Raw genomic sequence first — 14,221 nt, 5'->3', positions numbered from 1 at the left:
CTTGCCCCCGGCGGCGCGGCGCGCCACCATGGTGGCACCCCTCATGCCCGGAGCCCCGCCATGCGCCCTGCCTTCGCCCTGATCCTTCTGGCCGCCACGCCCGCCACGGCGCAGCCGATGCTGTCCTGGCCGCTTGGCCCCGACCTGCAGGCGACCTCGGTCACGATGACCTGCGACGACGGGCGCACCATCCCGGTCACCTACCTGAACGGCGCCCGCGATTCGCTGGCGCTGCTGGACATGCCCGACGGCCCGACCATCTTCGCGGGCGTCGTCTCGGCCTCCGGGGCGCGCTATGCGGCAGGGGCGCGCGAATGGTGGGTCAAGGGCGACAGCGCCACCCTGTCGGACAGCATGGCCGAAGGCGATCCGGTGACCTGCAGCGTTCAGGACTGACCCATCAGCGCGACGCGCAGCCGCGCCTCGTCCTCGGCCGACAGCGCGCTCTGCCGGATCTGGCCGCGCAGCCCGGCCTCGGCGAAGGCCTCGGCCAGCGGCCGCGCATGCAGATGCGCGACCGACAGGATCAGCGCGGCGTGGTTGTCATGCAGGTCCGCCCCGACCTGGTGCATCCAGCCGTCATCCTGCCGCTCGCGCAGGTCATCGTCCACCTCCGCCAGCGGCGCCCGCGTGCCGGTCCAGCACCCGGCGAGCTGTCCCGTCGCGCGCGACAGCGCCAGCCAGACATCAACCACCCCGCCCCATCGCATCGACATGCCCGGCGGTTCGGTGAACATCTGCACCCGCCCGCCGGTCTTCTTCATCTGCACCACGCGGCCCTCTCCGATCACGCCGCGCCGCTGCAAGGTCAGGGCCAGCATCTGCGCCCGCGTCGCCATGGCCGGTTCATGAAAGGTCAGGATCGGCAGGTCGGCCATGCACCCCCCCGAAATGCGACGCGGCCCCGCAGGGGGGCCGCATCCGGTGTCATTCGGCGGGAACCGCGCTCGGTTCCTCGACGGCGGCGATGGGGTGGGACAGGTGCTGCAGCATCTCCCGCGGGCAGACCTGCAGGAAGTTGCCCTTCTCCTCCTCCCAGGCCGAGAGGATCTCCTCGGCGCGGCGCGATCCGGTCTCCTTCAGGTGCCGCTCGATCAGGCCCTTCAGCTGGCCCTCCCAATGGTCCTGCGTCACCGGGCACATCACCAGCGTCTCGGCGTTGATGTAGTCGCGCGCCAGCCCCTCGGGGTCGTACAGGTAAGCCATCCCCCCGGTCATGCCCGCGCCGAAGTTGGCGCCAATGCGACCCAAGATCACGGCCACGCCGCCTGTCATGTATTCGCAGCCGTTCGACCCGCAGCCCTCGATCACCACCGACGCGCCGCTGTTCCGAACCGCGAACCGCTCGCCCGCCCGGCCCGCCGCGAACAGGAAGCCGTTCGTGGCGCCATAGAGGACCGTGTTGCCGATGATCGTGTTGTCATGCGCGACCAGCGGGCTGGACATGGCGGGGCGCACCACGATGGTGCCGCCCGACAGGCCCTTGCCGACATAGTCGTTGGCATCGCCCGACACCTCGATCTTCAGGCCCGGCGCGGCGAAGGCGCCCAGAGACTGCCCGGCGCTGCCGGTCAGGCGGATCGTCAGGTGGTCGGGCTGCAGCGAATTGCGCATCCCGAACTTCTGCACGATCAGCGACGAGGTCCGCGTGCCGATGGTGCGGTGGGTGTTCCGCACGGCATAGGACAGCTGCATCTTCTCGCCATCCTCGAAGAAGCGGGCGGCGTCCTTGACGATCTCGGCGTCCAGCGTGTCCAGCACCGCGTTGCGCGGCTTGGAGCGGTCATAGACGATCTTCTCGGCGCCATCGACGGTGATCAACAGCGGGTTCAGGTCCAGATCGTCCAGGTTCGCCGCACCCCGGCTGACCTGGGTCAGGAGGTCCGCCCGCCCGATGATCTCGTCAATCGACCGCGCGCCGATGCTGGCCAGGATCTCGCGCACCTCCTGGGCATAGAAGGTGATCAGGTTCACCACCTTGTCCGCCGATCCGGTGAACATGGCGCGCAGCTTCTCGTCCTGGGTGCAGACGCCCACCGGGCAGGTGTTCGACTGGCACTGGCGGACCATGATGCAGCCCATGGCGATCAGCGCGGCGGTGCCGATGCCGTATTCCTCGGCGCCCATCATCGCAGCCATGACGATGTCGCGGCCCGTGCGCAGACCGCCATCGGTACGCAGCGTCACCCGCTCGCGCAGGCGGTTCATGGCCAGGACCTGATGCGCCTCGGTCAGGCCCATCTCCCACGGCAGGCCCGCGAACTTGATGGACGTGGCGGGCGAGGCGCCCGTGCCGCCGTTATGGCCGCTGATCAGGATCACGTCGGCCTTGGCCTTGGCCACGCCCGCCGCGATGGTCCCCACGCCGCTGGAGGCCACCAGTTTCACGGTGATCTTGGCGCGCGGGTTGATCTGCTTCAGGTCATAGATCAGCTGCGCCAGATCCTCGATCGAATAGATGTCGTGATGCGGCGGCGGGCTGATCAGCGTCACGCCCGGCGTCGAGTGACGCAGCCGCGCGATCAGCTTGGTGACCTTCATTCCGGGCAGCTGGCCGCCCTCGCCGGGTTTCGCACCTTGGGCGACCTTGATCTCCAGCTCCTCGCAGGCGTTCAGGTATTCGGCGGTGACGCCGAAGCGGCCCGAGGCGACCTGCTTGATCTTGGCGCAGGGGTTGTCGCCATTGGGCAGCGGATGGCTGTGCGCCGGGTCCTCTCCGCCCTCGCCCGAATCGGACTTCGCGCCGATCCGGTTCATCGCGATGTTCAGCGTCATATGCGCCTCGGGGCTCAGCGCCCCGAGCGACATGCCCGGCGTCACGAAGCGCTTGCGGATCGAGGTGATCGATTCGACCTCCTCGATGGGCACCGGCTTGCCGAACGGCTTGATGTCCAGCAGGTCGCGGATGTGGATCGGCGGGTTGGCCCGCATCGTGGCGCTGAATTGCTTCCAGATGTCATAGGAGGCCTTTTCGCAGGCCACCTGCAGCAGCTTCATCGTGTTGGCTTCCCAGGCGTGCTTCTCGCCCGAGCGGCGCAGCTTGTAGAAGCCGCCCACCGGCAGCAGATCGACGTTCTCGGTGCGGAAGGCCAGCTGGTGCAGACGCTCCAGCTTGGCCTGCAGCCCGTGCAGGCCGATGCCCGAGATGCGCGACTGCATGCCGGGGAAATACTCCGCGACCATGGCGCGCGACAGGCCCACCGCCTCGAAGTTCAGGCCGCCGCGATAGGAGGAGAGGACCGAGATCCCCATCTTGGCCATGATCTTCAGAAGGCCCGCATCCACCGCGTCGCGGTAACGGCGCATGTTCTCGATCAGCGTGCCGGTCAGCAGCCCGCGCCCGATGCGGTCCGCGATGCTGTCCTGCGCCAGATAGGGGTTCACCGTGGTCGCGCCGCAGCCGATCAGCACCGCGAAGTAATGCGGGTCGATGCATTCGGCCGAGCGCACGTTCACCGAACAGAAGGTCCGCAGCCCCTTGCGGGTCAGCCACGAATGCACCGCGCTGGTCGCCAGGATCATCGGCATCGCGACCCGGCCCGGCCCCTGCGCGTCATCCGACAGGACCAGATGGCCCGCGCCCGAGCGCACGGCATCCTCGGCCTCGGCGCGGATGCGCGCCAGGCCCTCGCCCAGGGCGTCCGGCCCCGCACCTTCGGCGAAGGTGCAGTCGATCACCGTCACGGTGTCGCCGAACATCTTCACCATCTCGTCATATTCGCCATTGGCGATGAAGGGGCTCTCCAGCACGACGATCTCGGTCTGGCTGCTCGACTCGTCCAGCACGTTCTTGAGGTTGCCGAAGCGCGTCTTGAGGCTCATCACCCGCGTCTCGCGCAGGCTGTCGATGGGCGGGTTCGTCACCTGGCTGAAGTTCTGGCGGAAGAAATGGCTCATCGGGCGGTACTGGTTCGACAGGACCGCAGGCGGCGTGTCGTCGCCCATCGAGGCGATGGCCTCCTTGGCGTCCTCGGCCATGGGGGCCAGGACATGCTCCAGATCCTCATGCGTATAGCCCGCGGCGGTCTGGCGGCGGCGCAGCGCGTCGCCCTCGAACCGCACGACCTCGGGCAGGTCGCGCATGATGTCGTTCAGCTCGGTGACCTTCTCGATCCACTCGCCGAAGGGCTGGCTGGAGGACAGCCGGTCCTTGATCTGCGCGTCGTGATAGAGCTTCCCCTCCCACATGTCGACCGCGATCATCTGGCCCGGCCCCAGCGCGCCCTTCTCGCGGACGTTCATCTCGTCGACCGGCACCATGCCGACCTCGGATCCCGCAATGACCAGGTTGTCGCCCGTCACCACATAACGCATCGGCCGCAGCCCGTTGCGGTCCAGACCGCCGCAGACCCAGCGCCCGTCGGTCATGGCCAGCGCCGCGGGGCCGTCCCACGGCTCCATCACTGCGTTGCAATAGGCATACATGTCCGCCCAGGCCTTGGGCATGTCCGTCGTGGCCTTGGACCAGCTTTCCGGGACCAGCATCGTCTTGGTCATCGGCGCCGACCGCCCCGACCGCACCAGAACCTCGAACACCGCATCCAGCGCCGCCGAATCCGACGACCCGGCCGGCACGATCGGCTTGATGTCCTCGGCCGCGTCGCCGAAGGCCGACGACGCCATGCGGATCTCATGGCTTTTCAGCCAGTTCAGGTTGCCCTTCAGCGTGTTGATCTCGCCGTTATGGGCCAGCATGCGAAAGGGCTGGGCCAGCCACCATTGCGGGAAGGTGTTGGTCGAATAGCGCTGGTGATAGATCGCGAAGGCCGATTCAAACCGCTCGTCCTTCAGGTCGGGATAGAACTCGGCCACCTGCTCGGCCAGCATCATGCCCTTGTAGATGATTGACCGGCAGGACAGCGAACAGAAATACAGCTCGCGCACCTGCGCGGCGATGGCCGCCTTCTCGATGCGGCGGCGGATGATGTAGAGCTCGCGCTCGAAGCGGACCTGGTCGATGTCCTTCTCGCAGCGGATCAGGATCTGCTCGATCTCGGGGCGGGTGGCATTGGCCTTCTCGCCCAGCACGGCGGTGTTCACCGGCACATGGCGCCAGCCATAGATATAGTGGCCCATCCGCAGGACCTCGGACTCCACGATGGTCCGGCAGGCCTCCTGGGCGGCGAAGTTGGTGCGGGGCAGGAAGACCTGGCCGACCGCGATCAGCTTGGACTGATCGGGCTCATGGCCGGTGCGGCGCACCTGGTCATAGAAGAAGGGCACCGGGATCTGGACATGGATACCCGCCCCGTCGCCGGTCTTGCCGTCCGCATCCACCGCGCCGCGATGCCAGATGGCCTTCAGCGCGTCGATGCCGTTCTGCACGACCTTGCGGGACGGCTTGCCGTCCAGATCGACGACGAAGCCCACGCCGCAGGAGGAATGCTCGTCCTCCTCGCGGTACAGGCTGTGCTTGTCCATCCACGCGCGGCGGGCTTCTTCCTGTGCTTGCCAATCCATGGTCATGATGCGGCCCTTTCCTGCGGGATCTGCGTCAGCAACTGATCGCAGTCGAATTGTGGGGTGGTGGAACCGAACCCGGCCTCGCCGGGAAAGGTGAACAGCACGGGGCTGTCATTGGTCTGGGTCTGGGCGCCGGTCCAGTCGCTGCCGGTCTCGACCCCGCCGTAGAAGCGGCCGAAATCGCGGCTGATGAACTGCTGCCCCTCGCGGGTGATCAGCACCTCGCCCGATTCGCTGCGGGTGGTCAGCTGGAACTCGGTCCGCTCCAGGGTCTGGCCGTCGATCTCGACCGTCTCTCCGGTCAGGATGTCATGACCCTGGTGGTGCAGGCGCTGCCCGTCGCTGGCCTCGGTCCAGAAGTCGAAATCGTCGCGCCCGCTCTGCAGCAATCCGCTGAAGCTGGCATGATCCGCGGCCTTCTCGACCAGCCGCTCGACCAGGCCCGAGCTCATGCTCTGGCTTTCGATCCAGCGCGTCTCGGCGTCGATGGTGGACAGGTGGTAAAGCCCGTCACGCCCGAAATGCGCGCTGCGCTGATACCCCTTCGGGTCGGCGCTGCAGGTATAGTACTGGCTGACGGTGCAGCTGCGGTTCTGCACGGTGACGTTCAGCGTGCAGCCCGCGGGCGGGGTGAAGCTGGCCGCGCCCGCCTGCCCCGCCGCCAGCACTCCGCCGGCCAGGACCAGCAGCGTCAGCAGCCCCGCGCCGACGCGCGGGGGGGTGGCGGCCTGCGCACGCGCCGCCTGCCCTGTGACCGGGTGATGCGCCATCGGCCCGCCCCCTATTCGGCGGCCACGCGGGCATCGCCCGTCAGGAAGGTCGCGATCGAATCGGCCGCCTCGCGCCCGTCGCGGATCGCCCAGACGACCAGGCTTGCGCCGCGCACGATGTCGCCCACCGCGAAGACGCCGGGGATCGAGGTCTGATGCGTCTGGAAGCTGGCCTTGATCGTGCCCCAGCGGGTGACCTCCAGGCCCTCGACGCCCCACAGCCGGGGCAGCTCCTCGGGCTCGAAGCCCAAGGCCTTGATGACCAGGTCGGCGGGTTCGTCGTAATCGGCGCCCTCGATCAGCTCGGGGGACTGGCGGCCCGACACATCGGGCTGGCCCAGCCGCATCTTCTGGATGCGCACCGAGGCGATCTGCGGCAGGCCGTCCACGTCACGCTCCTGCGCCTCGGCGGCGGGGCCGGTGACATGGCCTGCGAAAGCACCCGGCGCGGACAGCCAGACGAATTCGACGCCCTCCTCCTCGGCGTTCTGCACCTCGCGCTGCGATCCCGGCATGTTGGCCCGGTCGCGCCGATAGAGGCATTTCACCGATTGCGCGCCCTGCCGGATGGCCGTGCGCACGCAATCCATCGCCGTGTCGCCGCCGCCGATGACCACGACGCGCTTGCCGCGGGCGTTCAGCTCTCCATCCTCGAAATCGGGGACCTCGTCGCCGAACTCGACCTTGTTCGAGGCGGTCAGATAGTCGATGGCGCGCACGACCCCGCCGTGATCGGCATTGTCGATGTCCAGATCGCGGGTCTTGTAGACGCCCGTGGCGATCAGCACCGCGTCATGCTTGCCGCGGATCGCGTCAAAGCTGATGTCCTCGCCCACGTTGCAGTTCAGGACGAACTCGACGCCCCCATCGGCCAGCAGCTTGTTGCGACGCAGCACCACGTCCTTCTCCAGCTTGAAGCCGGGGATGCCATAGGTCAGCAGCCCGCCCGCGCGGTCGTGGCGGTCGTAGACGGTGACCTGAAAACCCTGCCGGCGCAGCATGTCCGCCGCGGCCAGGCCGCCCGGACCCGCGCCGATGATGCCGACCGATTCGGCGCGCTCCTGCGCGGGGGCGGGGGCCTCGACCCAGCCGTTCTCCCAAGCGGTGTCGGTGATGTATTTCTCGACCGCGCCGATGGTGACGGTGCCGTGGCCCGACTGCTCGATCACGCAGTTGCCCTCGCACAGGCGGTCCTGGGGGCAGATGCGGCCGCAGATCTCGGGGAAGGTGTTGGTGGCCTGGCTGACGCGATAGGCCTCCTCGAGGCGGCCCTCGGCGGTCAGGCGCAGCCAGTCGGGGATGTTGTTGTGCAGCGGGCAATGCGACTGGCAATAGGGCACGCCGCACTGGCTGCAGCGCCCGGCCTGCTCGGCCGCCTTGGCGGCGGCGAACTCGCGATAGATCTCGTGGAAATCCTCGCTCCGCTCGGCGGCCGCGCGTTTCTCGGGCATCTCGCGCGGGGTCGAGACGAACTTGAGCATCTTTTGCGTGGCCATGGCTGCGCACCTCCCAGAAAGGACTTCGGCGACAGCAATAAACCAAGGCTTCCGTGATGAAAAGTCAGTGATGCTGACCTAAATCGCAGATTTTCACCCCGCAGGCCAAACTTTTCCCGCGGCACCCGCAAAATTAGGTCATCATTGCTTACATACCCGCCGCAAGCGCCAGCAATGCAAGGCTTCCCACGATGATGCGCCACCAGGCGAACAGCCCGTATCCGCGGCGCGACACATAGCCCAGCAGCCAGCGCACCACGAAGACCGCCGCCACGAAGGCGGTGACGAAGCCGACGACGATGCTGTTCAGCGCCGCCGCGTCCAGCACGTCGCGGTTCTGCCACAGGTCATAGGTGAAGGCGCCCAGCATGGTGGGCATCGCCAGAAAGAACGAGAACTCAGCGGCCGAGCGCTTGTCCGCGCCCATCAGCAGCGCGCCGACGATGGTCGCTCCCGACCGCGACACGCCGGGAATCATCGCGATGCACTGGAACAGGCCGATCCGCAGCGCCATCGACAGCGGAAACTCCTCGACCCGGTGAAAGCGCGGCGCGACGGTCCGGCGGTCGACCCAGAGCAGCACAAAGCCGCCCAGGATCAGCATGACCGCGATCAGCATCGGCGTCTCGAACAGCACGGCCTTGATGAAGCCATGCGCCAGCACGCCGATCACCACCGCCGGCGCGAAGGCCAGCAGCACCGCGCCGATGAAGCGCCGCGCGCCCGGATCGCGTGGCGCGTCGCGCAGGATCTGCAGGATGCGGCCCGCATAGAGGCCCAGGATCGCCAGAAGCGCGCCCAGCTGGATCAGCACCTCGAACGAGCGACCGGGCGAATCGAAGCCCAGGAAATGCCCCGCCAGCAGCAGGTGCCCGGTCGACGAGACGGGAATGAATTCGGTCAGGCCCTCGAGAACCCCGAGGGCGGCGGCGACGATCGTGTTGTGGTCCATCAGGAGCTGCGCAGGTTCTTGGCCGAGCGCTTGATCGCCTCATACTGCCCCGAGGGGCGGAAGCGCCACAGATAGTCGTCCAGCACGGCGGCCATGGCCGTGGGCGCGATGCCCAGATCGGCGAAGCCGCGCGCGCCCTCCGACACGACATTGTCGCGCCGCAGCAGCGCCAGCTGATCCTTGCTCAGCGGGTTGGAGACCAGCCCGCCGGTCAGCATCTGCACCACGCCCATGGCGGTGGAGGCAAGCCCCGCGATGCCGAAGGGCAGGTTCACCACCAGGCGGCGGCGGCTGGCCGCCTCCAGGACCTGATCGACGATCTCGCGCGTGGTCAGCACCTCCGGGCCGCCCAGCTCATAGATGCCGGGCTGGGCCGCGCCGGTCGCGCCCAGCACGGCGGCGCGGGCCACGTCCTCGACATGGACGGGCTGCATGCGGGTGGGGCCGCCGACGATCGGCATGACCAGACCCATCCGCGACATGCCCGCGAAGCGATTGGTCAGGTTGTCGTCCGCCCCGAAGATCACCGACGGGCGCAGCACCACCGCATCGGGGCGATGCGACAGCACCGCCGCCTCGCCGCGCGACTTGGACGCGATGTACTTGCTGTCCGAATCGACGTCGATGCCCAGGCCCGACAGGTGCACCAGGCGCGCCACGCCCATCTCCGCCGACAGGCGGGCGATGTTCTCGGCGCCGGTCTCGAACACGGTCTTGAAGGTGCTCTTGCCTTGGGCGCTCAGGATGTTGACGCAGTTGACGGCCGCATCGGCGCCCGACAGGGCGGCGCGGACCGAGGCCTCGTCGCGGATGTTGCACAGGACGGGAACGACCTGCCCCACCGCGCCATAGGTGCGGGTGAACAGCGCCTCGTCGGGGCGGCGGACGGCCACGCGGACGCGCCAGCCCTCCTTGGCCATCAGCCGGGCCACCTGCCGGCCGACAAAGCCCGATCCGCCGAAGATCGTGACCAGTTTCGCCATGGGCCTTCGCCTCCATATCCTGTGCCGATGTCGCGCGATCCTTACCCAAGCGGCGCGGCCCGGGCAAGGCTGCGCACTGTCGCGCCCCGCCATTGCCGCGCCGCGGCAGGGTTTTCGCCGCGTTTGCGCACCCGTCGCGGGCCCCCACGATAAACCCGGCGAAAAAACTGTCGAAAAACTTGCACGACCCCCATTGACGCCCCCCCGCACTGTCTTTAATCACCCCCTCACACCAGTTGGCCCAGATGGCGGAATTGGTAGACGCGCACGGTTCAGGTCCGTGTGCCGCAAGGCGTGGAGGTTCGAGTCCTCTTCTGGGCACCAAACAAAGCCCCCGGAAACCTAGTGTTTCCGGGGGCTTTGCTTATGCGCCATCCGTGCCCGCGGGGGGTTTTCATTTCCGCGCCATTCGCGTTCCCTGCCCCGGAAAGGAGCCATGATGACGCTGTATCTGGGACTTGACGGGGGCGGCACGGGCTGCCGGGCGGCCATCGCGGATGCCGGGGGGCGCATCCTGGGCGAAGGCCAGGGCGGACCGGCCAACATCAATTCCGACCCCCATGGCGCGATGGCCAGCATCCTGGCGGCGGCGACGGCGGCGATGGTGGGCGCGGGCGCGCGGCCCGGCGATCTGGTGGCGGTGCTGGGCGTGGCGGGGGGCGGCATGACCGACGCCGCCCGCGCGACCGAGGCGCGGCTGCCCTTCGCCCGCGCGCGGGTCGTCAACGACGCGGTCACCGCGGCGCGGGGCGCGCTTGGCGATGCGGACGGCATCCTGCTGGCGGTGGGCACCGGGTCGGTCTTGGCGCGGCAACGCGGGGGCGCGCTGCATCAGATCGGCGGGCGCGGCTTCCTGATGGGCGACGAGGGCAGCGGCGCGGTCCTGGGCCGCACGCTTCTGGCGCGGGCGATGCGCGCGGCGGACGGGCTGGAGGCCGACACGCCCCTGCTGACCGAACTGCGCACGGAGTTCGGCGGCATCGAGGGCATCATCGCCTTCGGCACCGCCGCCACGCCCGCGCAATTCGCCGCGCTGGCCCCGCGCCTGGTCGGATCGGACGACCCCGCCGCCCGCGCCATCATGCAGGCCGCTACGGCTCAGATCGACGCGGCCATCGCCGTCCTGCAGCAGGGGGCCGCGCTGCCGGTGACCTGCATCGGCGGCCTGGGCGCCACCTATGCGCAGGCGCTGGCGCCGCGCTGGACGATCCGCCCCGCCCAGGGTAGCGCGGTCGACGGCGCGCTGGCCATGGCCCGGGAGCTTGCGCCGTGAGCCGCCAGGTCCTGACCGCGGCGCAGGTCTTCGACGGCACGGCGCTGCATGACGACATGGCAGTGGTCGTCCAGGACGGCCGCATCCTGGACCTGATTCCCCGGCCTGCGGGACCCGACCCCGATGCGGGCATCCTGATGCCGGGCTTCGTCGATCTTCAGGCGAACGGCGGCGCGGGGCTGATGGTGGGCGCGCAGACCGACGCCGCGGCGCTGGCGCGGATCTGCGCCGCGCATGCCGGCCTTGGCTGCGCGGGCATCCTGCCCACGCTGATTACCGACCGCCCCGAGGTCACCGCCCGCGTGCTGGAGGCCGGCATCGAGGCCGCGCAGAACGGTGTGCCGGGCTTACTGGGCCTGCATCTGGAGGGGCCGCACCTCGCTCCGTCGCGCGCGGGCGCCCATGATCCGGCGCTGATCCGGCCCATGGACGACCGCGATCTGGCACAGCTGATCACGGCGCGGGCGGCGCTTCCGGCGCTGATGGTCACCGTGGCCCCCGAGGCGGTCCGTCCCGATCAGATCGCCGCCATGGCGGAGGCGGGCATCACCGTCAGCCTGGGCCACAGCGATGCGACTTTGGCGATGGCGCGGGCGTCCATGGCGGCGGGGGCGCGGGCGGTCACGCATCTGTTCAACGCCATGAGCCCCCTGGGCCACCGTCAGCCCGGCCTGGTCGGCGCGACCCTGGCCGGAGAGGTCGCGGCCGGGCTGATCGCGGACGGCATCCATGTCGATCCGGCGGCGCTGCGCATCGCGCTGCGGGCGCGTCCGACGGGGCTGTTCCTCGTCAGCGACTGCATGGCCGTCGCCGGGACCGCAGAGGACGCGATGATGCTGCAGGGGCGGCGGGTCCTGCGGCGGGACGGGCGGCTGACGCTGGCCGACGGGACGCTGGCGGGGGCCGACCTGCGGCTGGACCGCGCGATCCGCACCGTAGTCGCTGCGGGCGCGTCCCTGTCCCGCGCGCTGGCCATGGCGACGTCCATCCCGGCCGCGCTGATCGGCGCACCCCTGGGGCATATCCGGCCCGGCGCCCCGGCGCGGCTGATCCGGCTGGATGCGGACCTGTCCCTGGTCGAGGCCACAGGCAGCAGCGGCCAATCAGGGTCTTAACAAACGCGTGACGCACCGCTAAGGAGGGGCGCAGCCAGCCACGCGCCCTTCCCTCGGCCATCGCCAGCCCATCCCCTTCCTGATGGAGCTTTCCGATGTCGCGCCCCTCCCTGGCCGCCCTGCTGATGGGCACCGCCCTTTTCCCCCTCTCCGCCGCCGCCCAGCCCATCCTGCTGGACGAGATCACCCTGACCGCCACCGCCGACCGCGCCGGTCAGATTGCCCCCAGCCCCGAGCAGATCGAGGATGCCCGCACCGGCAGCCTGGAGGATGTCTTTCGCGCCGAACCCAGCGTCAGCGTCAGCAGCGGCATCGCCATCGCGGAACGGGTCTTCGTCAACGGCATCGACGAACAGCAGCTGTCCGTGACCGTGGACGGCGCGGCGCAGAACAACCGCATGTTCCACCACACCGGCACCAACATGATCGATCCGGCCCTGCTGAAGGCTGCGCGCGTCGATCCGGGCGTGGCGCCCGCCGATGCGGGTTTCGCGGCCCTGGGCGGCAGCATCGCCTATGAGACCAAATCCGCGCTGGACCTGCTGGAGGACGGCCGCGACATGGGCGGCCGCGTGACCTTGGGCTATGGCGACAACGGCGGCACCGCGACCGGCGCGGTCACGCTGTTCGGGCGGCGCGGTCCGGTCGATGCGATGATCTATGCCAAGCGCGCGACCGGCGACGCCTATGAGGACGGTAACGGCCGCACCGTGCCCTTCACGGGCGCCGACCTGACCAGCCAGGCGCTGAAGCTGGGCGCGACCTTCGGCGGCTGGCGGGCCGAGCTGGGCGCGATCCGGTTCCAGGACGATGCGCTGCGCCCCTATCGCGCGAATTTCGGCGGCACGATCGGCGGGCGCCCGGTGCCCGAATCGCGCCGCTATGCGCTGGATCAGTCGACCCAGACCCTGACCATCCGCCGCACGGTGGCCGACGGCCTGCTGGACCCCGAGATCCGCATCGCCCGCAGCCGCAGCGAACTGGACACGACCGACCTGCCGACCCCCGGCACCGTCCAGCCCGACTTCAACAACGGCGATGCCGACACGGTCAGCGTCGTGGTGCAGAACCGCATGCAGGTTTCGGGCTTCGAGGTCACGGCGGGCGTCGACAACTATCGCACCGCCGCGCGCTATGAGGGGCAATTCCGCGGTACCGCGGCCGCCTTCCGCGAGGATCGCACGACCACCGGCGTCTTTGCGCAGGCGCGCGGCGCGGTGGGCGATCTGGATGTCGGCGCGGGCCTGCGCCACGACTTCAGCCGCTTCACCGGCGCGGGCGGGCAGGAGATCGACACCGACGGCACCAGCGCCAATGTCGATGTCAGCTGGGCCGCGACGCCCGAGCTGACCTTCAATGGCGGCCTGTCCTCGGTCTTCGGCGGCACGCAGCTGGCCTCGGTCTATGAGCTGGAGAGCCCCTTCCAGGACCCGAGAGCCTATGACGCACTGGAGACCACGCGGGCCCACAATGCGGTCCTGGGCGCCGAATGGCGGCGCGGCGGCACGACTCTCGGGGCCGAACTGTTCCGCACGCGCATCGACGACATCCGCAAGGGCCTCGTGTCGCGCGACCTGGAGAGCGAGGGCTTTCGTCTGTCGGCGCGCCAGGACTGGCAGGGCGGCTTTGCGGCGCTGCGCTACAGCGACACGGACGTGACGCTGGACGGCGAACCCGCCTCCAGCTTTGATCTTCGCGAACTGGGCACCGTGCCGGGCGGCATGCTGACGCTGGAGGCGCGGCACGAGGTCATGGCCGGGCTGTCGCTTGGCGGCATCGTGCAGCACGCGATCGAGGAGGACGGCGCCGGCGCGGAGGTGGACAGCGACTGGCCGGGCTATACCGTGGTCGACATCTTTGCCGAATACGAACCGGCCGGCCTGCGCAACGTGACCCTGCGGGCCGAGGTCAACAACCTGTTCGACCGCGCCTATGCCGACCGCGCGACCTATGGGGCGGATTTCACCTCGGTCGTGCAGCAGCGGGAGCCCGGTCGCAGCATCGCGCTGACCGCCGATCTGCGCTTCTGACCGGCGGACGGGAACGGATGGCGCGGCCCCGCGCCATCCGACCGCGAAAACACGGTGGGAATCTCTCGTCATTCCGGAAAGTTGCGGCTACGTTCCTGTTCCGCCCCCATGGCGGTCCGCTGCAACGACGAAGACCCCC

General features: G+C 69.2%; 10 protein-coding genes and 1 tRNA gene. 5 read left to right on the top strand and 6 right to left on the bottom strand.

Features of this window, described 5'->3' with window-relative positions:
* Window positions 1–60 precede the first annotated feature (60 nt).
* Window positions 61–396 carry an MliC family protein gene (locus AC2SGK_RS00125; RefSeq protein WP_488321586.1) on the top strand — a complete coding sequence of 112 codons (336 nt, stop codon included), beginning with the start codon at window positions 61–63 and terminating at the stop codon, window positions 394–396.
* Here AC2SGK_RS00125 and AC2SGK_RS00120 read toward each other — a convergent pair.
* From AC2SGK_RS00120 to AC2SGK_RS00095, 6 genes are all read right to left on the bottom strand, one after another.
* Window positions 387–878, bottom strand: coding sequence for a hypothetical protein (locus AC2SGK_RS00120; RefSeq protein ID WP_488321585.1), 492 nt, complete (start codon window positions 876–878; stop codon window positions 387–389). The genes AC2SGK_RS00125 and AC2SGK_RS00120 overlap by 10 nt on opposite strands.
* A gap of 49 nt (window positions 879–927) precedes the next feature.
* Window positions 928–5,460, bottom strand: coding sequence for a glutamate synthase large subunit (gene gltB, locus AC2SGK_RS00115; protein WP_488321876.1), 4,533 nt, complete (start codon window positions 5,458–5,460; stop codon window positions 928–930).
* Window positions 5,461–5,462: 2 nt separating this feature from the next.
* On the bottom strand, window positions 5,463–6,233 hold the full coding sequence (locus AC2SGK_RS00110; RefSeq protein WP_488321584.1) for a hypothetical protein: 771 nt from the start codon (window positions 6,231–6,233) through the stop codon (window positions 5,463–5,465).
* An 11-nt stretch (window positions 6,234–6,244) separates the two neighbouring features.
* Window positions 6,245–7,729 (bottom strand): NAD(P)-dependent oxidoreductase, encoded by a 1,485-nt coding sequence (locus AC2SGK_RS00105; protein WP_488321583.1) that lies wholly within the window; start codon window positions 7,727–7,729, stop codon window positions 6,245–6,247.
* A 148-nt stretch (window positions 7,730–7,877) separates the two neighbouring features.
* Window positions 7,878–8,681, bottom strand: coding sequence for an undecaprenyl-diphosphate phosphatase (locus tag AC2SGK_RS00100; protein ID WP_488321582.1), 804 nt, complete (start codon window positions 8,679–8,681; stop codon window positions 7,878–7,880).
* On the bottom strand, window positions 8,681–9,664 hold the full coding sequence (locus AC2SGK_RS00095; protein WP_488321581.1) for a complex I NDUFA9 subunit family protein: 984 nt from the start codon (window positions 9,662–9,664) through the stop codon (window positions 8,681–8,683). Before AC2SGK_RS00095 ends, AC2SGK_RS00100 begins: the two co-directional genes overlap by 1 nt.
* Window positions 9,665–9,903: 239 nt before the next feature.
* On the opposite strand from AC2SGK_RS00095, the gene AC2SGK_RS00090 reads away from it, so the two are divergent.
* From AC2SGK_RS00090 to AC2SGK_RS00075, 4 genes are all read left to right on the top strand, one after another.
* Window positions 9,904–9,988: transfer RNA gene (locus AC2SGK_RS00090), tRNA-Leu, on the top strand.
* A 115-nt stretch (window positions 9,989–10,103) separates the two neighbouring features.
* Window positions 10,104–10,937: a glucosamine kinase nucleotide-binding domain-containing protein gene (locus tag AC2SGK_RS00085; RefSeq protein WP_488321580.1), complete on the top strand. Its 834-nt coding sequence runs from the start codon at window positions 10,104–10,106 to the stop codon at window positions 10,935–10,937.
* Window positions 10,934–12,052: an N-acetylglucosamine-6-phosphate deacetylase gene (gene nagA / locus AC2SGK_RS00080; protein WP_488321579.1), complete on the top strand. Its 1,119-nt coding sequence runs from the start codon at window positions 10,934–10,936 to the stop codon at window positions 12,050–12,052. Before AC2SGK_RS00085 ends, nagA begins: the two co-directional genes overlap by 4 nt.
* Window positions 12,053–12,147: 95 nt before the next feature.
* Window positions 12,148–14,082 carry a TonB-dependent receptor domain-containing protein gene (locus AC2SGK_RS00075; RefSeq protein ID WP_488321578.1) on the top strand — a complete coding sequence of 645 codons (1,935 nt, stop codon included), beginning with the start codon at window positions 12,148–12,150 and terminating at the stop codon, window positions 14,080–14,082.
* Window positions 14,083–14,221: the final 139 nt, after the last annotated feature.

This window comes from Paracoccus sp. NIOT.M2S5SZ12, assembly GCF_057748165.1.
The sequence above is the reverse complement of the archived record's forward strand: the minus strand, read 5'-3'. Positions and strand labels throughout refer to the sequence as shown.